The sequence below is a fragment of the Pseudomonas sp. H3(2019) genome (assembly GCF_007713465.1).
GTDB lineage: Bacteria > Pseudomonadota > Gammaproteobacteria > Pseudomonadales > Pseudomonadaceae > Aquipseudomonas.
Genome location: NZ_VMSG01000014.1, coordinates 1 through 20085, shown reverse-complemented (window position 1 = coordinate 20085; position 20085 = coordinate 1). Strand labels below are relative to the sequence as shown.

19 protein-coding genes and 1 pseudogene are annotated in these 20085 nt (G+C 59.4%); 11 read left to right on the top strand and 9 right to left on the bottom strand.

The features are described from left to right. Window positions 1–5 precede the first annotated feature (5 nt). The 7 genes and pseudogenes from accB to gcbA all read right to left on the bottom strand — a co-directional run bounded on the left by accB (window position 6) and on the right by gcbA (window position 7621). Window positions 6–470 (bottom strand): acetyl-CoA carboxylase biotin carboxyl carrier protein, encoded by a 465-nt coding sequence (gene accB / locus FPT12_RS15305; protein WP_145017193.1) that lies wholly within the window; start codon window positions 468–470, stop codon window positions 6–8. Window positions 471–518: 48 nt separating this feature from the next. After that, a complete protein-coding gene (gene aroQ / locus FPT12_RS15300; protein WP_019693755.1) occupies window positions 519–971 on the bottom strand; it encodes a type II 3-dehydroquinate dehydratase in 453 nt (150 codons plus the stop codon). Window positions 972–1102: 131 nt separating this feature from the next. Continuing rightward, on the bottom strand, window positions 1103–2866 hold the full coding sequence (locus FPT12_RS15295; protein WP_145017191.1) for a protein-disulfide reductase DsbD: 1764 nt from the start codon (window positions 2864–2866) through the stop codon (window positions 1103–1105). A 93-nt stretch (window positions 2867–2959) separates the two neighbouring features. Beyond that, entirely contained in the window at window positions 2960–3424 is a 465-nt protein-coding gene (locus tag FPT12_RS15290) for a hypothetical protein (protein ID WP_145017189.1), read from the bottom strand. Continuing rightward, a complete protein-coding gene (locus FPT12_RS15285) occupies window positions 3402–3740 on the bottom strand; it encodes a polymorphic toxin type 44 domain-containing protein (RefSeq protein WP_145017187.1) in 339 nt (112 codons plus the stop codon). The genes FPT12_RS15290 and FPT12_RS15285 overlap by 23 nt, the downstream gene beginning before the upstream one ends. 196 nt (window positions 3741–3936) lie before the next feature. Further along, window positions 3937–4452: pseudogene (locus FPT12_RS28370) on the bottom strand (methyl-accepting chemotaxis protein); the annotation flags it as partial. Window positions 4453–5950: 1498 nt separating this feature from the next. Continuing rightward, window positions 5951–7621: a diguanylate cyclase GcbA gene (gene gcbA, locus FPT12_RS15275; protein WP_145017183.1), complete on the bottom strand. Its 1671-nt coding sequence runs from the start codon at window positions 7619–7621 to the stop codon at window positions 5951–5953. A 291-nt stretch (window positions 7622–7912) separates the two neighbouring features. Between gcbA and FPT12_RS15270 the strand changes: the two genes are divergently transcribed. The 6 genes from FPT12_RS15270 (at window position 7913) to FPT12_RS15245 (ending at window position 14651) form a co-directional block, all read left to right on the top strand. Next, window positions 7913–8980 carry a DUF2333 family protein gene (locus FPT12_RS15270; RefSeq protein ID WP_145017181.1) on the top strand — a complete coding sequence of 356 codons (1068 nt, stop codon included), beginning with the start codon at window positions 7913–7915 and terminating at the stop codon, window positions 8978–8980. 3 nt (window positions 8981–8983) lie between these two features. Next, the gene (locus FPT12_RS15265; RefSeq protein WP_145017179.1) at window positions 8984–9553 is read left to right on the top strand and encodes an NUDIX hydrolase; all 570 of its coding nucleotides are present in this window, start codon (window positions 8984–8986) and stop codon (window positions 9551–9553) included. A 193-nt stretch (window positions 9554–9746) separates the two neighbouring features. Continuing rightward, window positions 9747–10118 carry a translation initiation factor Sui1 gene (locus FPT12_RS15260; protein ID WP_145017177.1) on the top strand — a complete coding sequence of 124 codons (372 nt, stop codon included), beginning with the start codon at window positions 9747–9749 and terminating at the stop codon, window positions 10116–10118. A 221-nt stretch (window positions 10119–10339) separates the two neighbouring features. Next, window positions 10340–12253, top strand: a complete 1914-nt coding sequence (gene speA / locus FPT12_RS15255) for an arginine decarboxylase (protein WP_145017175.1) — start codon at window positions 10340–10342, stop codon at window positions 12251–12253. Window positions 12254–12486: 233 nt separating this feature from the next. Beyond that, window positions 12487–13869: a contractile injection system protein, VgrG/Pvc8 family gene (locus tag FPT12_RS15250; protein WP_145017173.1), complete on the top strand. Its 1383-nt coding sequence runs from the start codon at window positions 12487–12489 to the stop codon at window positions 13867–13869. Then, on the top strand, window positions 13866–14651 hold the full coding sequence (locus tag FPT12_RS15245) for a DUF4123 domain-containing protein (protein WP_145017171.1): 786 nt from the start codon (window positions 13866–13868) through the stop codon (window positions 14649–14651). The genes FPT12_RS15250 and FPT12_RS15245 overlap by 4 nt, the downstream gene beginning before the upstream one ends. 32 nt (window positions 14652–14683) lie before the next feature. Here FPT12_RS15245 and FPT12_RS15240 read toward each other — a convergent pair whose 3' ends face one another. Then, window positions 14684–16024: an MATE family efflux transporter gene (locus FPT12_RS15240; RefSeq protein ID WP_145017169.1), complete on the bottom strand. Its 1341-nt coding sequence runs from the start codon at window positions 16022–16024 to the stop codon at window positions 14684–14686. A gap of 25 nt (window positions 16025–16049) precedes the next feature. Beyond that, window positions 16050–16343: a hypothetical protein gene (locus FPT12_RS15235; protein ID WP_019693739.1), complete on the bottom strand. Its 294-nt coding sequence runs from the start codon at window positions 16341–16343 to the stop codon at window positions 16050–16052. A gap of 311 nt (window positions 16344–16654) precedes the next feature. Here FPT12_RS15235 and FPT12_RS15225 point away from each other — a divergent pair, with 311 nt between their 5' ends. The 5 genes from FPT12_RS15225 to FPT12_RS15205 all read left to right on the top strand — a co-directional run bounded on the left by FPT12_RS15225 (window position 16655) and on the right by FPT12_RS15205 (window position 19990). Then, entirely contained in the window at window positions 16655–16957 is a 303-nt protein-coding gene (locus FPT12_RS15225; protein WP_054595452.1) for a MazG-like family protein, read from the top strand. Continuing rightward, window positions 16957–17706 (top strand): methyltransferase domain-containing protein, encoded by a 750-nt coding sequence (locus FPT12_RS15220; protein WP_103316940.1) that lies wholly within the window; start codon window positions 16957–16959, stop codon window positions 17704–17706. The genes FPT12_RS15225 and FPT12_RS15220 overlap by 1 nt, the downstream gene beginning before the upstream one ends. A gap of 24 nt (window positions 17707–17730) precedes the next feature. After that, a complete protein-coding gene (locus FPT12_RS15215) occupies window positions 17731–18339 on the top strand; it encodes a DUF4136 domain-containing protein (protein ID WP_145017167.1) in 609 nt (202 codons plus the stop codon). Window positions 18340–18367: 28 nt separating this feature from the next. Beyond that, window positions 18368–18925: a DUF4136 domain-containing protein gene (locus FPT12_RS15210; RefSeq protein WP_145017165.1), complete on the top strand. Its 558-nt coding sequence runs from the start codon at window positions 18368–18370 to the stop codon at window positions 18923–18925. A 297-nt stretch (window positions 18926–19222) separates the two neighbouring features. Next, window positions 19223–19990 (top strand): response regulator transcription factor, encoded by a 768-nt coding sequence (locus tag FPT12_RS15205; protein ID WP_145017163.1) that lies wholly within the window; start codon window positions 19223–19225, stop codon window positions 19988–19990. The last annotated feature ends 95 nt before the right edge of the window (window positions 19991–20085 follow it).

Here is a 20085-nt window from a genome sequence, read left to right as displayed (position 1 = left end):
GCGGTTCAAACGATGGTGAACATCGGCTGGTCGTACTCAACCGGCTGGCCGTCTTCGACGAGGATGGATTCGATCACACCGCTGCTTTCAGCTTCGATGTGGTTCATCATCTTCATGGCTTCGACGATGCACAGGGTGTCGCCTTTCTTCACGCTCTGGCCAACTTCAACGAAGGACGGCGAGGACGGCGAAGATTTACGATAGAACGTGCCCACCATTGGCGAACGGGCAACGTTGCCGTTCAGAACTGGCGCAGCGGGAGCGGCAGGTGCAGCGGCAGCAGCAGGCGCGGCAGCAGCGACAGGTGCCGGAGCCGGAGCGTGCATTGGCGCAGGAGCGTAGTACTGCTGAGCCGGGGTTTTGCTGTGGCGGCTGATACGTACGGACTCTTCGCCTTCCTTGATCTCGAGCTCGTCGATACCGGACTCTTCCAGCAGTTCGATCAGTTTCTTAACTTTACGGATATCCATGAATCATCAACTCCCAAGGGTCGGTCAGGGGCGTTTAACGCTTGTTGTTCAAGCCGTTGCCTGTCTTTCAAGCTGTTCTAGTGCGGCCTCCAGGGCCAGTCGATAACCGCTGGCGCCAAGGCCGCAGATCACTCCCACCGCAACGTCGGAGAAGTAAGAGTGATGGCGGAAAGGTTCGCGTTTGTGCACGTTAGACAAATGCACTTCGATGAATGGGATGCTCACCGCCAGCAGCGCGTCACGTAATGCGACACTTGTATGTGTAAAAGCTGCTGGATTGATCAAAATGAAGTCCACACCCTCACCGCGAGCAGCGTGAATGCGGTCGATCAATTCATACTCGGCGTTGCTTTGCAGGTAGAGCAAATGGTGGCCGGCATTGCGCGCACGCTGTTCCAGATCCTGGTTGATCTCGGCCAGGGTCACAGCCCCGTAGACGCCCGGTTCGCGGGTGCCGAGCAGGTTCAGGTTGGGTCCGTGCAGTACCAGTAGGGTCGCCATCGGCTGTTCCTTGTTATCTGTGTGCAGTTGTCAGAACCCGGCGACTATGCCGCAAAGCCTTTATGACTGTCCAGTTCTCTGCAATAGCCAGCACAATGACCGATGATTGCGTGAATTATGTGACCAACTGATTAAATCTGGTCATTCGCTTTAGCGACACGTTCGGCGAAGTCCTTGGCGTTAATCTCGCCAATCACCCGCACATCGCCACGTTCCTTGCCATCCCTGCCAAAAAACATCAGCGCCGGTGGTCCGAACAGCTTGTAACGGTCGAGCAGGGCGCGTTGTTCGGCGTTGCTGGCGGTGATGTCGAAGCGAACCAGTCGATAACCTTTAAGGCGTTCGACGACGTTGCGCTCGTTAAGCACCTCGTGTTCGATGACTTTGCAGCTGATGCACCAGTCGGCGTACCAGTCGAGCAGCAGCGGGGTATTGGCGGATTTTGCTTCAGCGAGCACGCGATCGAGTTCCGCCGGGGTGTTGATGGTCTGCCATTTGCTGGTGTTTTGCGATTGAGGGCTGCCAAGGGCGTTGACGACCCGAGGCTGGCCAATCGGACTGAACGGATTGCTCTGGCCACTGAAGGCCCCATACCAGCAGGCCATTGCGTAAAACAGCAGAAGCAGGCCGAGCAGTTGTGCAATACGTTTTCTCGGTGGTTTATAGACAAACTCCAGTGCGCCGAGAAAAAGCCCGACGCCACCCCACAACAAACCGATCAGCAGCAAGGTGATCTGGCCCGGCAGCACGCGGCTGAGAATGCCGATGGAGACTGCAAGCAACAACACGCCGATGGTGTTCTTCACGTAGATCAGCCACGGGCCGCTTTTTGGCAGCCAGGCTGCACCGCCGGTCGCGACCAGCAGAATGGGCGTGCCAATGCCCAGTCCCAGAATGAACAATTTCAGAGCGCCCCCCAGCGCATCGCCGCTGGCGCTGATGTACAGCAGCGCGCCTGCCAAGGGGCCGGACACGCACGGCGAGACCAACAGGCTCGATACCACGCCCAGCACCGCCGCGCCCCACAGCGAACCACCTTTGGTGCGGCCGGCAATACGGTCCAGGCGGCTGCTGATGGCATCGGGCAGTTTCAGTTCGAAAACACTGAACATTGCCAAGGCAAACACCGCGTAAAACAGTGCAAATGGCACCAGTACCCAGGCCGATTGCAGGCGTGCTTGCAGGTTCAGTTGGGCGCCGAACATTCCCATCAGCGCGCCGAGCAAGGCGAAACAGGCGGCCATCGGCAAGACATAGGCCAGCGACAGATTAAAGCCGCGCAGTCCGCCGACCTGACCATTCAGTACCACGCCGCAGAGGATCGGTAGCATCGGCAGCATGCACGGGGTGAAGGTCAGGAAAAGGCCGGCGAGGAAGAACAAGGCGAGTTCACCCCAGCTCCAAGTGGCGGCACTGGCCGTGGTCGTGGCCACTGCGCCGTCGATCGTCAGGCGTTCGGTCTCCGGTGGATAACACAGGCCTTTATCGGCACAGCCCTGATAGGTGACGGCCAGTGTGAAAGCCCGTTGATCGGCGCTGTTGCGTGGCAGTTCTACGTCGAGAATGCCGTGGTAGACCTCGACATCGCCAAAGTACTCGTCGTGTTTTTTTTCGCCTGAAGGCAGTTGCGCGGCGCCCAGGCCAATGTCGGCGGGCTCGCTGTGAAACTGGAAGCGATGCCGGTAGAGGTAGTAACCCTCGGTGGCGACGAAACGCAGTTTGATCGATTGCGGCGTGCTCTCCGCCAGGCTCAGCTGAAAAGCTTCGCGCACGGGCAGGAAGTCGGCGCTGTTATTGATCGAGCCCAGGGTCGAACTGGGGCGACTGTCCAAAAGGCCAGCGGCAGAGGCCGGGAGGGCGAGCACTAACAGCAGCAGGGAGAGCAAGCGGCGCATGACAATCTCGCGTATCGAAAGTGGGAGCATGATAACTGAGTGCACGATGCATGCGCCTACGCCGACTCTTCGACAGCTCCCAGGGGGACGCGTTTACTTTGTTGATTGATCGCTGGAGTGGTTGCACAAGTTGATTGTCACGGGGCTGTAGTCGGCGCTGTTGGTATGTCGGAACAGCGTGCTGCTGTGATACTCATAGACTTCCTGATGGGTCGATACATTGATGACCGAGCCTTGGACATTGATCTTTATGGCTGGATCTCGGGTGACTAAAAACGGACCGGCAGTCTTGAGTTCAGACGCTATTTGTTCGTCGGATGCCAGTTCGCGATAGACATAGTATCGATAGCTGAACGGTACTGTTGCTCCGCCTCGATCATCCTTGACGCCGTAGACGAAGCCATTTTCGCCAACGGGTAGTTTGAGTACTACATCGGTCAGCACCGGGGCGCTGGGAGACATGAGCCAGGTCCAGCCGATGTAGCCCAGGCATACCGCCAGCAGGCAGGAGGTGACGATGGTATATACAGTTTTTTCAGTAGTTCCTGAAGCGGGCATACCTGACTCCTTTTTTGATCCATTCCTGATCTGCAGGGTCATCGCCAAAAGGAGCCTCGCTCCACCAGCTTCCAAATTCTACTTTTGTCGTTTTTGCCTGTGTCTGGGCAAAACCGGCGGCACGTAACAGGACATTTTCGGAAAAGCCCGCAGCAATTCCGGCTGCGCCGTAATTGAAATTACCGAAGGCTTCATAGTCAGGAGACAGTTTTTTGTAATCCCAAGGGCCGCGATTCCTGACCTGGGTATAGAACCAGGAGTAAATGAACGCGGATCCCTCTTTCAAAACTTTTTTCTTATGGAAGGCAACAGCCATGTTTTCCTCCACAGATACACTAGGGGGCGAAGTTGGAACTATCACGGGGCACTCCTTTGCGCGCTCGATTAATTGAAGCGCTAAACCTTAGCATCAAAGCGAAGACTAAATACTGCCGTATGGACTAATAGGTGTGTTTATACAAGAGCTTAGGTGGCGATAGTCCTGCTGGCCAGTTGTGTTCGGGTCCGCAGACTTAAACCCGAAATGCCTGCACTGCCGTATGCAATTGCCCACCCAGCACCAGCAGATTTTCGCCCTGACTGCGGCCTTCACCGATGCGCACCAGGTTATCCCCACCCAACTGATGAATCCGCTCGCTGTGATCGCGGATTTCACTGACGGCGCCACTTTGCTGGGCCGTGACATCGGCGATGCGCACCGCGGTGTCGGCAATGGTCTGGATGGCTCCGACGATTTTATCCAGTGCGCCGTCAGCGGCTTGTGCCTGGTTGGCGGTGGCTTCGGCATGTTCGACCTGGGCGCGCATGCCTTCCACCGATTGTCGTGCGGCCAGTTGCAGGCCGGCAATCAAGGTCTGGATTTCTGCGGTAGCACCGGCAGTGCGTTGCGCCAGTGAACGAACCTCCTCGGCAACCACCGCAAAACCGCGGCCCATTTCCCCGGCGCGGGCGGCTTCAATCGCGGCGTTCAGGGCGAGGAGGTTGGTCTGATCGGCAATCGAACGAATCACCGTCAGTACGCCGCCGATGGTGGCCGACTCTTCGGCCAGATGCTCGATCATTTGTGCGTTGCCCTGGACTTCGCCGACCAGCGCGTGCAGTCCGGTCAGACTCAAGCCAATGACTTTTTGCCCGTGCTCGACCGCAAGACCGGCGTGACGGCTGGCGTCGGCAGCCTGGCAGGCATCGCCGGCGACTTGCTGAATGGTCGCTTCCAGCTCACCAAGCGAGTCGCGAATCAGCGCGGTGTCGCCGGCCTGATGTTCGGCGCCACTGTGCAAGTCGCTGCTCAGTTCGGCCAATACCCGGCTGCTGCCGGCAACCTGTTCGGCGTTCAAACGGATTGTCCCGACCAGATCCACAAGATAAGCGCGCAGGCGATTCAGCGATTCTTGAATGTCCTGTAGCTCACGGTTGGTTGCGCCGAGCTGGATGTCCCGACTGAAGTCGCCTTCGGCCCAGGTCGACAGCGCAGGCGCCAGGTTGGTCAGCACGCGGGCGAGGCGACGTTGCAAGGTGTCGATCAACAGCGCGATCAGCAGGATCAGGCCGATCATTACGCCCTGCATGAGCCGCACTTCACCCTGGATTTGCCCATGCTGCGCACGCACGGTCGGTTCCAGCCCGGCGATGGCCTGCTGCACGGCGGCGATTTTCAGGTGGGTGGCGGCGCTGAGGTCGGCGCGTTTCTGAATCTGTTCGCGGGTCCGGCCGAGTTCGGCGGGGTAGCGGCTGAGCAGGCTGGCGAGTTCGCGTTTGAAACCGGTGCCGGCATCTTCGGCGACGGTTTTTTCAGTGTTTTCCAGCCCCATCATCGCCGAGAAATCGTCGGTATTCGATTCTTTGCTGGTGGTCACGCCAAGCAGCGGCAGCGCTTCGATCAGCTCGGCCTGAGTGCGGATGCTACTGACCTCGCGCTCGACATCGGCCGCCAGTTCGCTGCGGCCACTGCTGACCAGTTTGTCCCGGGCCAGCGAGAGTTTGCCCACGTGCTGCGAAGCGATAAGCAAGGGCGGTAGATAGGCGGCAGCGGCAGGCGTATTGGCGCTGGTGGCGTATTGGCTGAGTTGCTCCAGGCTGGCGCCCAGTTCGCGCTCGGCCTGGAGCAGTAAGGCTTGCGGATCACCCGCCAGTTTGCCGGCGGCCAACAGGTCGGTCTTGCTGAAGTCATCGAGGCTGGCAAGGCTCGGCCGCACGCTGTCAGCCAGGCCGGCCGGCAGTTCGTCGAGTTCTTTTTGCAGGGTTTCGATGGCCTGGCTGGCGCTGCTCAGGCGCAGGGCATCGCCGCTGGCCAGGTAATCTTCGACGTTGCGCGCCACTTGATTTTGAAAGTGCTGCGACAGGCCCAGGTAGCGCTCCATCAACAGATAAGGACGCTCCAGGGCTTTTTGCGACCACCAGAGGGTGGCGCCGAGTGCGAGGCACACCGCGACTAGAAGCAGGGTATTGAGATTGGTCAGCAACTTCAGGCGCATCGGGGTTCTACCAACGACAGAATGGTAAGTGCCTGAATTTATTGCGTTTGTGTTACAGGGTTATGACCGAATCAGTGGATTCAGGTGAAAAAGTGGCACTTTGATTCGACGACCGCGCCGCTTGAACGCGATTGCGTCCGGCGTGCTTGGCGCGGTACAGCGCCTCGTCTGCCTGGCTGGCCATCATCAGGCTGTCGCCCTCTTCGTGCAGGTCCACCACGCCGGCGCTGAAGGTGCACCAGAGGTCCTGCGGCTGGGCCGGGTAGTGGATCTCGGCAAAGCGCTGGCGGATTTCATCGAGCACTTTATAGGCCGATTCGATATCGGTGTCCGGCATCACGATGGCGAACTCTTCACCGCCATACCGGCCGATGAAGTCGGTCTTGCGCAGGCGTTGCTTGAGAAACAGTGCCAGGCTCTTGATCACCCGGTCGCCCATGGGGTGGCCGTGGCTGTCGTTGACCCGCTTGAAATGGTCAATGTCGAGCATCGCAAAACTCAATGGCTTGTTTTCGCGGCGGGCGCGGAAGCTGCAGTCTTCGAGTAATTGCAGAATATGGGTGTGGTTATAGAGGCCGGTCAGGCTGTCACGGACCATCCGCGCCTTGAGGTTGCGCGCCCGGGCCGCACGGTTGCGCACGGTGGTGATCAGGTGTCGCGGCTTGATCGGCTTGGTCAGGAAATCGTCGCCACCTTCGCTCATGGCGTCGAGCTGCTTGTCCAGGTCGTCTTCGGCCGACAAGTAGATGATCGGCACGCTGACGTAACGGTCATTGTGCCGGATCACCTTGGCCAGTTCGGTGCCGGTGCAGGCCGGCATGTACATGTCGAGGATGATCAGGTCCGGCTGGAAATCCGCCAGCTCGGCCATCGCCTGAATCGGCTCGATCAAGGTGCGGGTGACGATCCCGGCGCTGTTGAGCAGGCGCTCGGTGTGCAGGGCCTGGGCACGGGAGTCGTCGATGATCAGCACTTTATAAGGTTCGTACTGGGCGACACAGGTCAGCACTTCGATCTTTTCCAGAAGGCTCGACGCTTCGAGGGTACCGGTCAGAAACTCTTGGCCGCCGGCGCGTACGGCCGCGAGGCGGGTCGGGGTGTCGGTTTCCAGCAGGCTGAAAAACAGCAGCGGCAGTCTGTGCTCGAGGCCTTCCTGAGCTTCGGCTGCCAGTTGCAGGCCCATGCCGGGGCCGCTGAAGTCGACGTCCATGACAATCGCTGCGGGCAGCCGCTCGACCATCGAGGAGCGAAATGCCGCCACGCTGTCCAGCGATTGCGCGCTGAGACCGAAAAATTCGAGTTGCTTGGCCAGTCGCTCGGCGCGGTCGTGATCTTGCAGCATCACGTAGATCGGCTTGCGCAGTGGCGGTAGAAAGGTTTGTTCGAGCTGGTCGCCATGCCGCAGGCCGGTGCGCGACAGGCGCTGCATCAGGCGATTGAGGTCGGTGATCAGCCCGCTGCTCAGGCGTCCGCGATTGGCGTCGACGGCTGCAAGCGACTGGCTGATGCTGTGCGCCAGGTGGGTGTGTTCGGGTTGTTCGAAACGTTCGGCGAAACGCAGCAGCCGCAGGTTCGCTTCACTCAGCTCTGCCAGGTCGGCGCCTGACCATTCATAGCGTTGCAGGCGCTGCCATATCTCAAGAATCTGACGTGCTTGATGAATTACCCGCTGGGCAAAGTGGTGCTTGAGGCGCTCACGACTGGGGTCTTCTGGCTCGGTCATATCCTGACTACTAGTTAGGGTGCATGCTGAGGTCGACTGATGGCTCTATGCTAGCACCTCTTTCCGATGCCGTGAGTGTCATAGATCAATAAACTGTAAAGCGACGTTATTCAGTTCCTGACCGACTGGTCGCATAGGATCAACGCTGTGCTTCATTTATAGTGGCTGCTCGACTCGCGGCCACTGTGCGATCCACGGTCTGCCGGGCAGATTTAATCTGCTCGCAGCAGAGCACGATGGAGTAGGGTTGTGGTCGAACCGACGAACTCAAGTGATTGAAAGGATATCGCCATGCTGGACTGGAAGAACCGCACAGGCAGCGCGCCTGAACGTGCCGCCGAACCCAAGTCGGCAACCCGCAGCTATTTAGGTGGCCTGCTGTTCAGCCGCGCATTGGCCACCTTGATCGGCCTGTATTTGCTGGTGGTCCTCGCCGTGGGCTGGTACTGGAGCCATGAACCTGCGCTGTTTCCGGTTCAGCAGAACGCGCAACTGGCCGCCGAGAAGGAAGGCAAACAGATGGTCGTCGGCTACACCACGGTCGAAACCCTCAAGACCGTCGCCGGTACCTTGCTGCACAAGCCGGGTGGCTATATTTCCAACGACCGTTTTCCTCCAGGCGTGTGGCTGGACGACATGCCGAACTGGGAGTACGGGGTACTGGTGCAGGTACGCGATCTGACTCGCGCCTTGCGTAAAGACTTTGCCCGTTCGCAATCGCAATCGGCTGAAGACGCCGATCTGGCCAAGGCCGAGCCGCGTTTCAACTTCGATAACAAGAGCTGGATGCTGCCGTCCAGCGAGTCGGAGTACCAGGAAGGCATCAACTCCCTGAGCCGCTACCAGGCTCGCCTGTCCGATCCAGCACAAAAAAACGCCCAGTTCTATGCGCGTGCCGACAACCTGAACAACTGGCTGGGCGATGTCGCGACCCGTTTGGGTTCGCTGTCGCAACGGCTGTCGGCCAGTGTTGGCCGGGTCAAGCTGAACACCGCGCTGAAAACCGAAACTCTGGCGCCGGGTCAGGTGCCGCAGCTGGATGAAGAGCGAGTGGAAACCCCTTGGCTGCAGATCGACGACGTATTCTATGAAGCACGCGGTCAGGCTTGGGCGCTGTCGCATCTGCTGCGCGCCATCGAAGTCGATTTCGCCGATGTACTGGCGAAGAAGAACGCGACGGTCAGCGTACGTCAGATCATTCGTGAACTGGAGGCGTCCCAGGAAACAGTCTGGAGCCCGATGATCCTCAATGGCAGCGGTTTCGGGATTTTGGCCAACCACTCGCTGGTCATGGCTAACTACATCTCGCGGGCCAACGCGGCGGTTATCGATTTGCGTCAATTGCTCAATCAGGGCTGAGTCATGGCCGATAACCTGAATGAGGCTGCGCATCGCGCGGCCTCGGACGCCGAACAGATCGCCTGGGTCGACGAGCAGGACAACCTGCTCGGTTCGCTGGTGCGCTCGGACTTGCGCGAGCGCGGGCTGATCGGGCGTGGCACCTACATCATGCTGTTCAACTCGGCCGGTGAACTGTGCGTGCATCAGCGCACGTTCAGCAAAGCCATCTATCCGGGGTTCTGGGATGTGGCGGCGGGAGGCATGGTGCTGGCGACCGAAACCTACGCCGAATCGGCGGCCCGTGAACTGGAAGAAGAGTTGGGCGTCAGTGGGGTAGAACTGACCGCCCATGATCATTTTTTCTTTGAAGACACCGGTAACCGCTTGTGGTGTTCGGCGTTTTCGGCAGTCTGGGACGGGCCGCTGATCCTGCAGCCGGAAGAAGTGCTTCAGGCCCGCTTTATTCCTGTCGAGCAGGTGATGCAGGAAATCACGCAGAAGCCTTACTGCCCGGACTCTCTGGCGGCGTTGAAGCGCTATCTGCGCGCGCACGCGGGCGACGCTGTAAAGGACGTCGCAAAAGATCTATAAAATGGCGCCGATTGGCTCTTAGCAAGTGCGCTTTTTGCCGTTACACTGCGCGACCTTTTCAAGCTGAACCGGTATTGCCTTTTGTAGGCGCGTCCGGTCCAGTAGCGCTGCCCCTGCCTGAGTGGGGCTTCGCGGTCGATAGCACGTGCCAACGTTGCTGCGACCAGTCTTTGTCCTCCCAAGAGGATTGCCGGTGGCCAAAAAAGCCGCATCCTTCGCCGCCCTTGGTGGCCTGGTATTTTCCACCGACGCAGGTCGACATTGCCCGGACTGTAGCCAGCCGGTGGCAGCCTGCATCTGCAAACAAACCGTTATCCCGGCCGGCGACGGCATCGCGCGCGTGCGCCGCGAAAGCAAGGGCCGTGGCGGCAAGACGGTGACCACCATCAGCGGCGTGCCGCTGGCCATCGATGCGCTCACTACGCTCGCAACGATGTTGAAGAAACGTTGCGGCACCGGTGGCGCGTTGAAGGACGGGATCATCGAAATCCAGGGCGATCATGTCGAGCTACTCTTGGCAGAGCTGATCAAACACGGTTTCAAAGCGAAGAAGTCCGGCGGCTAGCCGTCTCTGTGAAAACCACCCCGACTTGATGCAGTCCTGATCCGATTCAGGTTGAACGTCGTCTCCATGGTTTTCACAGAGCCTGTTCTGACCGGTTTCTAAACTCAGCGCTGCAACTGAGGTCTATCCCCTCGTTGCAGGCTAATCGTCATTTTTTCACTTTAGACTGCGCCAGCCCTCAACCCGGGTGGCGCTCTTTGACTTCTTTATAGGGGACTTCGATGTCCGTACGACGCACACGCAAAGACGATGGCAGCCAATGGACAGTTGCGGACAGCCGCAGTGTTTACGGGATTCGCCATTGGGGGGCCGGGTATTTCGCGATCAGTGACGCCGGTCGCGTAGAAGTTCGTCCGAACGGCCCGAGCAGCGCACCTATCGATCTGTTCGAGCAAGTCGCACAGCTGCGCAAAAGCGGCCTGTCCTTGCCACTGCTGGTGCGTTTTCCCGATATTCTGCAAGACCGCGTTCGTCAGTTGACTGGCGCCTTTGACGCGAACATCGAGCGTCTGGAATACCAGAGCAAGTACACCGCGTTGTACCCGATCAAGGTTAACCAGCAGGAAGCGGTGATCGAGAACATCATCGCCACCCAGAACGTGTCCATCGGCCTGGAAGCCGGTTCCAAGCCAGAACTGTTGGCGGTGCTGGCCCTGGCGCCAAAGGGCGGCACCATCGTCTGCAACGGTTACAAGGACCGTGAGTTCATCCGTCTGGCACTGATGGGCCAGAAGCTGGGCCACAACGTGTTCATCGTGATCGAGAAAGAATCCGAAGTCGGCCTGGTGATCGAAGAGGCAGCCTCGCTGAAGGTCAAGCCTCAAGTCGGCCTGCGGGTTCGCCTGTCGTCCCTGGCATCGAGCAAATGGGCTGACACGGGCGGCGAAAAGTCCAAGTTCGGGCTGTCTGCTGCCCAGTTGCTGTCGGTAGTCGAGCGCTTCCGTGCAGCCGGTCTGGATCAAGGCATTCGTTTGTTGCACTTCCACATGGGCTCGCAGATCGCCAACCTGGCGGACTACCAGCACGGCTTCAAGGAAGCGATCCGTTACTACGGCGAACTGCGCAACCTTGGCCTGCCGGTAGATCACATCGACGTTGGCGGTGGCCTGGGCGTCGACTACGACGGTACCCATTCGCGTAACGCCAGCTCGATCAACTACGACATGGACGATTACGCCGGTGTCGTGGTCGGCATGCTCAAGGAGTTCTGCGACGCGCAGAACCTGCCGCATCCGAACATTTTCTCCGAGAGTGGTCGTTCGCTGACCGCTCACCACGCCATGCTGGTGGTACAGGTCACCGACGTCGAGAAACACAACGACGACGTGCCGATGATCGAGAACAAGGAAGAACTGCCGGAAACCGTGCAGTGGCTGGTCGACCTGCTCGGTCCGACCGATATCGAGATGGTCACCGAAACCTACTGGCGCGCGACTCACTACATGAGCGACGTGGCCACCCAGTATGCCGATGGCAAGCTGACCCTGGCCGAAAAAGCCCTGGCCGAGCAATGCTACTTCGCCGTCTGCCGTCGCCTGCACAACTCGTTGAAAGCCCGTCAGCGCTCGCACCGTCAGGTGCTCGACGAACTCAACGACAAGCTGGCCGACAAGTACATCTGCAATTTCTCGGTATTCCAGAGCCTGCCGGACACCTGGGCCATCGGCCAGGTCCTGCCGATTCTGCCGCTGCACCGTCTTGATGAAGAGCCGATGCGCCGTGCCGTCCTGCAAGACCTGACCTGTGACTCCGACGGCAAGATCAAGCAATACGTCGACGAGCAGAGCATCGAAACCAGCCTGCCGGTACACGGGCTCAATGAAGGCGAAGACTACCTGCTGGGGATTTTCCTGGTGGGCGCTTACCAGGAAATTCTCGGTGACATGCATAACCTGTTCGGTGACACCGACTCGGTAAACATCTACCAGAATGCCGACGGCAGCGTTTACCACGCCGGTATCGAAACCCACGACACCATTGAAGACATGCTGCGTTACGTGCACTTGTCGCCTGAAGAGCTGATGACGCACTACCGCGACAAGGTGGCCAGCGCCCGAATCAGTGCCACCGAGCGTACTCAGTACCTGGATGCATTGCGCCTGGGTCTGACTCGCTCGTCTTACCTGTCTTCTTGAGGTAGCGAACTGCTGTGACCAGGTTGTCGGAAAATATTCCGCGTAGTGCGGAATTTTCGGAGGACCTGGCACGGCATTTCTTTATTTTTGTAGCGATTTGCCGCGTTGGCGCACTATCAACGCTGTGTGGTCTTCATTTCGCGTAGGTCATTTCCTAAGTTGTACTTCGGCACTCTACTCGGCCATGTCTCTCAGCGAGAATCCCCGGCCGTCCCTCCTGTAGAGAAACGCCGATGTTCGATCCCGTCAACGAGCCGTCATTTCGTCTGGAGATAGCGGGTCAGCCCCAACCCTTTGTCGTTGTCGCCTTTACCGGTTGCGAATCCATCAGCCAGCCCTTTGTCTTTCAGCTGGATCTGCAGTTCGATGAGCTGCGGCTGGATATCGCGAGCCTGATGTTTCGCTCGGCGTACCTGGGGTTTGGGGGCGCGGGCAGCGGTATCCACGGACAGATTCATGACCTCACTCCGCTTCATGACGACGCGGTGCCGGCGCTCTGGCGTCTATGCCTTGGGCCGAAGCTGGTCTGCCTGGCACAACGCTGCAACCAGCGAATTTTCACCGGCCTGTCAGTCCCGCAGATTCTGGTTCAGGTACTGAAGGAGCACGGCATAGACGAAAAACACTGTCGATTCGAGCTCAGGAATGACTACCCCGTGCGGGAATTTTGCACCCAGTACCGTGAGTCGGATTTGGCGTTTCTTCAGCGTCTGTGCGAGCAAGAGCGGATTCATTACTACTTTCAGCACCGCAAGCACGGTCATTACCTGATCTTTGGCGACACTCAGTGCAGTTCGTCTCCAGGTGCCAGCACAATCTTTGATACTCAAGGCACTGCGCCCGCCGTCAGGCGTTTCACGGTTCATGCTCATGCCGATGTGACAGGTCATGATGGATTGCCGAAACCTGTCGCAGCAGGCGAAACGGACCTGCCGAACATCCGTAGCGGCATGCAGATGCCGTTGTCTGGCCATCCGTTTACCGACTGGAATCGCCTGTGGTTGCTGACCCGGGTCGAGCATTCGGGCAGTCAGGCGCAGGTGCCGTACTACCACAACCGTATTTGTGCGATTCCCTTGGAGGCGCCGTTCGTAGCGTTTTGTCCAAGCGTGAAGCCACGGATGAACAGTGTGCAACGTGGCTGGGTGGTCAAGGGCGACGAACTGCGCAGTGACTCGGCGCTACGGATCGCCGTGCAGTTCGATTGGCTTTATCAGGGCCAGGGTGCACGCCCCAGCCATTGCTGGCTGCCAGTCTCGCCCCAACTGTCTGCGGAGTCGGTTGCCGGTTTAACGGCGGGGGTTGAGGTCTGTGTGAGCTTTATCGAGGGCGACCCGGACCAGCCATTGATCACCGGCATATTTCGGAGGACGACGTTGAACGTCGACAGCGTGTTGTCGGCCGAAACCTCCCCGCCCTCAGAGGTCGGGGAGGCGCCCCCGGCACCGGAAGATTTATCGCCCCAGGGTCGCCAAGACTTGTTGGCATTGGTTCAGAGCAGTCAGCCCTTGGTGTTGCTGTGTCTGATACCCGGCGGGGGAAGCTTGATACATTGCCGGCAAGCGATCTGCGCCTGCCGCACGATGACAGGGCTTGGCCAAAGTGGTGCGGCATGATCGCTGCCCAGTCGGCTCAATGGCTTTTGCTGGATGTACCGGGTTCGCCGCAGGCAAGGGGAAACCTGCAGCAGCGGTTTGCCGATGTACCGCGTTACGACTTGTTCGAGCACACCGACCTGCATGCGTTGCGCGACCAGGGGCCGCAGTTGATCGAACTGTCGGCGCAATCGCCGCTGATGCAATGTTGCCACGACGAGCCGGCGGACTGGCCGGGGTTGTTGCTGGTCAGTAGCGCATCCCCAGAGCAATTGCTCGGGCACCTTCGACGTATGCTCACGGTCACGTTCGGGCTTCATTACAAAGGCTTGCTCAGCTACTACAACCCCTTTATCGCCAGTTATTTTTTTGATGCCTGTGATGCCCGCGAGTTGAGTCGCTGGCTGGGGCCGATCGATAAGCTGTACTGGCACGGCGGGACCTGGGCGGACCGGGCGATCGGCAGTCTGGGTTGGTTGCATTTGGTCAATCCGCGATTGGCCGTCAGTGAACTGGCCATCGAAGACAGCCTCAGCCTTAACCAGCAGAACAAGTTGCAAACCTGCCTGCTGGAGCGCCACGCGTGGCACTGGAGTCGCTCGACGGGCCACGACTTTGGCACGATCTGGTCTTTTGTGCAGGAAGGACTTGAACAGGGCTTCAGCGAGCAGACGGTGCTTGATGGCTGGTTGCGATTACGTTTTCAATACCCGTCAGCCACGCCCGAAGAATACCTGCCGGGGCGCACTCAGCAAGAGCGGCTCGACAGCTTGCGCAACCGCTGGCAGAGCCCACGCCCATAGCCGCTGCTACGAGAACTGGAGCAGCACGATGTTCAGACGGTGAACCAGCCGTCGTTCTTGCGCAGGATCCAGGCGAATGCCCCAAGCGTCAGGCTGCGCAGCACCATGAACAGTAGAAAGGTCAGCCATAGTCCGTGGTTGCCGAACCCTTGCAGTGCCCAGGCAAATGGCAGCAATAGCAGCACCGTCAGCAGCATGCCGTTGCGCATTTCCCGGGCACGGGTTGCGCCGATGAACAGGCCGTCGAGCAAATAGCTCCAGACGGCGATCAGCGGCAGTGCGGCGAGATACGGCAAATAGACGAACGCAGTGTCGCGCACACTCTGGATGTTGGTCTGCATCTCGATGAACAGGTGCCCGGCGCAGAGGAACAGCAGCGCAAACCCCAGGCTGGCAATCAATGACCAGCCGCAGGCGACCACCAGGGACCGACGCAAGGCCTGACGGTCATGGGCACCGATGGCGTGGCCGCACAGGGCCTCGACCGCATGGGCCAGGCCATCCAGGGCATGGGCCGTCAACAGCAAACCATTGAGTAACAGCGCATTGGCCGCTACGGTCGCATCGCCGAGCCGTGCGCCTTGCACGGTCACCATGAAAAACACCGATTGCAGCGCCAGACTGCGAATGAAGATATCGCGGTTGACCGCCAGCAGCGGCCGCCAACTCTGCCACAGCGCCAATGCCGCCCAGGCGATATGCCCGGGGTAGGCGCGCAGGGCATGACGGGTCATGGCCAGGCCGAGTAGGGCGCCGGTCCATTCGGCGATCACTGAAGCACGGGCCGCCCCGACAACGCCCCATTGCAGGCCCAGGACGAACCACAGGTTCAGAGCGATATTCACCAGGTTGGTGGTCAGCAGAATCGCCAGCGGTGCGCGGGCGTTCTGGGTGCCGAGGAACCAGCCGACCAGCGCATAACTGGCCAGCGCTGCCGGTAAGCCAAACAACCGGGTGTGGAAAAACTCGCGAGTCAGTTGATCGAGCTCGGCCGATGGGCGCATGAAATGCAGCGCCACGCCACTGAGCGGTACGCCCAGCATCCCGAGCAGCAGCGCCAGCCCCATCGCCAATAGCAAGCCTTGCAGCAGGATCTGCCGCAACGCCGCGCCGTCACCGCGCCCGGCCGCCTGCGCGGCAAACCCGGTTGAGCCCATGCGCAGGAAACCCATGGCCCAGGCCAGAAAGGTGTACAGGCTGGCGCCCACCGCGACAGCACCGAGCTGATGTGCGTGGGGCAGGTGGCCGACCACCGTGCTGTCGACCAGCGCCACCAGCGGGACAGAGATGTTCGAAAGAATCATCGGCGCGGCAAGTGCCCAGACGCGGCGATGGGTCGCACGATCGCGCCAGTCGGTGATCAACGTAGACATTCAGGCTCTCACATGGGGTTCGGTGTTAGTGAACAACCCAACTCAACACCCACAATCCCAGCACCAGCCAGATAACCCCTGCGATGATCGACGCACGCATGAACGCGCGGACCGCCGAGTACAGCAGCATCAAACCGATGATCAGCACGAGAATGCTGATGATCGAGGGCTCCATGCCCAGTGCTCGTGACAGCCCGTCGACAAAATTGCCGCTGGCGTGAGTCAAGGCATTGAACAACCCACTGAGCGTATCGACGATGAACCGGATGACCGAACCCAGCGCCTGGCCGAGCCATTCGAAAAAGCTATCTACCTGCATGTGTACGTCCTGATGAAAGAGAGGGTGCCGGCGCTGAGCGCTTTGGCCATTGTCAGGGCTGGCGAGCACCCTTGAAGCATAGAGGTTTGGTGGTTTGAATTTGCGAATAGTAACTGAACGTCTGCACCCACTGGGCAAGCTTCTGCGTTCTGTACTGGCTAGAGTCAGAATCGGGCTTTTAGTCCCACCCACCCCTTCAAGTCTAAACACACAAGCGGGCTTGCTCGCGAACTGTCGCGAAGCGACAGCCGTGTTCGGCGCTTGCCTTCATCCGCCATCCGCCCGAAGCTATACGCCTTCAGGAGAGCCCGATGAACCTTGTTGAACTGACTGAACGCCTGCACTGCATCCGTGACCGCAACGACTGGCGGCAATTTCACAGCCCGAAGAACCTGGCCATGGCCGCCAGTGTCGAAATGGCCGAGCTGGTGGAAATTTTCCAATGGTTGAGCGAAGACCAGTCACGCCAGTTGCCAGCGGACAAACTCGCGCATGCCGGTCAGGAAGTCGGCGATATCGTGCTTTATCTACTGCTGCTGTGCAGCGAGCTGGGGTTGGACATGGAACAGGTAGTACGCAGCAAGCTGGCTGACAGTGAACGGCGGTTCAGCTGATGAGCGACCGTCATTTCGATCAGCTGGCGACCCGTTTCGCCGAAAAAATCTACGGCGGCGCCAAAGGTGCGATCCGTCTGGCGGTGCTGCAGGCCGACCTGGCCGAAACCCTGCCGGATCGACCGTTGCGGGTGCTGGATATCGGCGCAGGTCTTGGGCACATGTCGTTATGGCTGGCCCAGCGTGGCCATCAGGTGACCCTGGCCGAGCCGGCCGAACCGATGCTCGAAGGCGCCCGCCAGCGCTTCGCCGAGGCCGGACAAGCGGCGACGTTTATCCAGGCGCCGTGGCAAGAGCTGCTCGGTCAACTCACCGAACCCTACGACCTGGTGCTGTGCCACGCGGTGCTGGAATGGTTGGCCGAGCCTCACGCGATTCTGCCGGTCCTGCATCAACTGACGACTAAAGACGGCTGGCTGTCGCTGGCGTTCTATAACCGCGATGCGCTGATTTACCGCAACTTGCTCAAGGGCCATTTCCGCAAGATGCGCAAGAACGACATGGCTGGCGAGAAGCAGAGCCTGACCCCGCAAATGCCTTTGGATCCGCGCGAACTGGCGACGCAACTGGAAGGCTTGTGGCAGGTCGAAACCCAGAGCGGAGTGCGGGTTTTTCATGACTACATGCCGGTAGAGTTTCAGGCCCGTGCCGAACTGATCGATTTGCTGGAAATGGAGCTGGCCCACCGTCGTCACCCGAGTTTTGCGGGGCTGGGGCGTTACCTGCACTGGATCTGTCGCCCGGTCTGAACCGTGGTTTCTGTGGAGAGCATCATGAAGCGCCGTTTGGGACTGATCATGCTGTGTCTGGGGCTCGCTGCCTGTCAGGGCAGCAATCCATATATCGCCAGCTCCAACCCGCTGCCGCCAGCCCCGCCGCACGCTGCCAACACTTTTGATCGCAGCGCCTATCCAGCGGCGCCGCGTGATTACAGCCGTTACCAAAGCTGGGCCTGGCTCAACGGCCGGTTGCCCAACGGTTCAGCCTGGGCCGACTCGGCGCAGATCGCCGAAGCGGTCAGCAATGCGCTGGATCAACGGGGTTTGCGTCCGCTGCACGACAATCGTCCGGCGGACCTGTGGGTCAGCGCCGATCTGCACCAGGAAACCCGCCTGAAGCAGGTCCAGGAGGATTACGGTTATGGCGGCTACGGCGGTTATAACCGTTATGGCAATGGCTACGGGATGTACAACACGGTGCCGATCGTTCGTACCTATCAGGTGCAAGTGCTGGTGATCCGGGTGGATCTGTTCGACGCCAGTACCGGGCAACCGGTCTGGAGTGCCAGCGCTGAAACGGGCCTTCAGGGCAATGAAATAGAGCGTGGCGATGCGTTACGAACAGCTGTGGAAAGGGCGGTAGCGGCGTATCCTCCTGGTTAGGTTCCCTGCCTGGACCCGGAGAAAAATCATGTCCCGCCGTCTCTCATTACTGGCTTGCGCTGTGTTGCTCAGCGCCTGCCAAACGACCCAGGTCAATCACGATTTTGATGCCAGCCGCGACTTCGCCACCTATCGCAGCTGGGCGTGGAAAGAGCCTGCCGTGCAATACCGCCCCGACGATCCGCGGATCAAGAGCGACCTCACCGAACAACGCATCCGCCAGGCGGTTGCCGATCAACTCGACCAGCGCGGCCTGCGCCCGGCTGCTACCGGTGCCAAGGCTGACGTCAATGTGCAGACCTACCTGATCGTCGAGGACCGCCAGCAGCAAATCACCACCAACTATGGCGGTGGTTGGGGTGGCCCGTGGAATGGCTACTGGGGTGCACCGACGTACAACGAAACCCGCAACGTCTCGTACAAGGTCGCCACGCTTCAGATCGACCTGCTCGATGGCAAGGATGGCAAGCTGGTCTGGCGTGGCAGCGATGAGCAGTTGCTCAGCAGATCGCCGCAGCCCGCCGACCGCAGCGCCGCGATTCGCGCGACGGTAGGGCGGATATTGGGTAACTACCCACCGAAATAAATGCGGGAATATGACTGGCCGACCTTTCTGTAGGAACTGCCTTCACCACCGGAGGTAGCGCTCGGCAGTGCGCCGGCAAAGGAGTGCTCGATGTCTCCCCGTTTGCAGTTTCGCAGCCCCGCCGGGCAACGTGGTGCTATTGGATTGCTCGCGCACTGGCCTGGATCCGCTAGTCGTGCGGCTCGACTAGCGCTATGTACATAGTAGGAAAGTAGGTCTACTTTCAATTCAGGCCTGTACAGCTCGCCGCTGTCGGTACAGGAAGTGACAGTCTTCGGACAGGGCATGGAGGCGCATGTGAACAAGCCTACCTCTGCGGTAAAAGTGCTGGTGGTCGACGATCAACCGCAGATCGTGGAAGAGCTTTGCGAGTTTCTTGAAAGCAGCGGTTACCGTTGCGTCCCTTGTGAGTCCAGCCAGCAAGCCATCGCGCGCTTCAGTGAAGATGTCGACATCGGCCTGGTCCTCTGTGATTTGCACATGCCCGGGCTCGACGGTATTCAACTGGTTCAGGAGCTGCAACGCATCGCCGGCAAGCACCGGCCATTCGAAGCCATCATGCTCACCGGGCGCGCCGACAAACAGGATGTGATCAAGGCCCTGCGCGCTGGTATCGCCGACTACTACCAGAAACCGATTGATCTGGATGAGCTGCTGGAAGGGTTGAGGCGTCAGGAAGTCGCGCTTCACGAACGGCAAAAAAGTGTGGAGTTGGGGCACTTGAATCAGAAGCTGCGAGACCTTTCCGAATCGATCGATGACCTTTATCAGGACCTTGATAAAGTTCGTCGTGCTCCGCGTGTGCCGTTGGGTGGGGAGGTTGATCGGGAGCAGATGCCGGCGATCTTTGATCAGCTGTCGCCTCGTCAGCTCGATGTTGCGCGGTTGGTGGGCAAGGGGCAGACCAATTACCAGATTGCCTGTGAGTTGGGGATTACCGAGAACACGGTGAAGTTGTATGTGTCGCAGGTGTTGCGGTTGACGCATATGCATAATCGGACGCAGTTGGCGTTGGCTTTGTCGCCGAGTGGTTCTGGGGGGCGGGCGCGGGTTACGGCGCACTAGGTTTTGGTGTACATATCCGTTTCTGCGGTGATGGCTGCTTGAGAGTGTCAGATTTTTTGTGTGCGGGCCGGTAACGGCCTGCCGTTAGGCAGGCC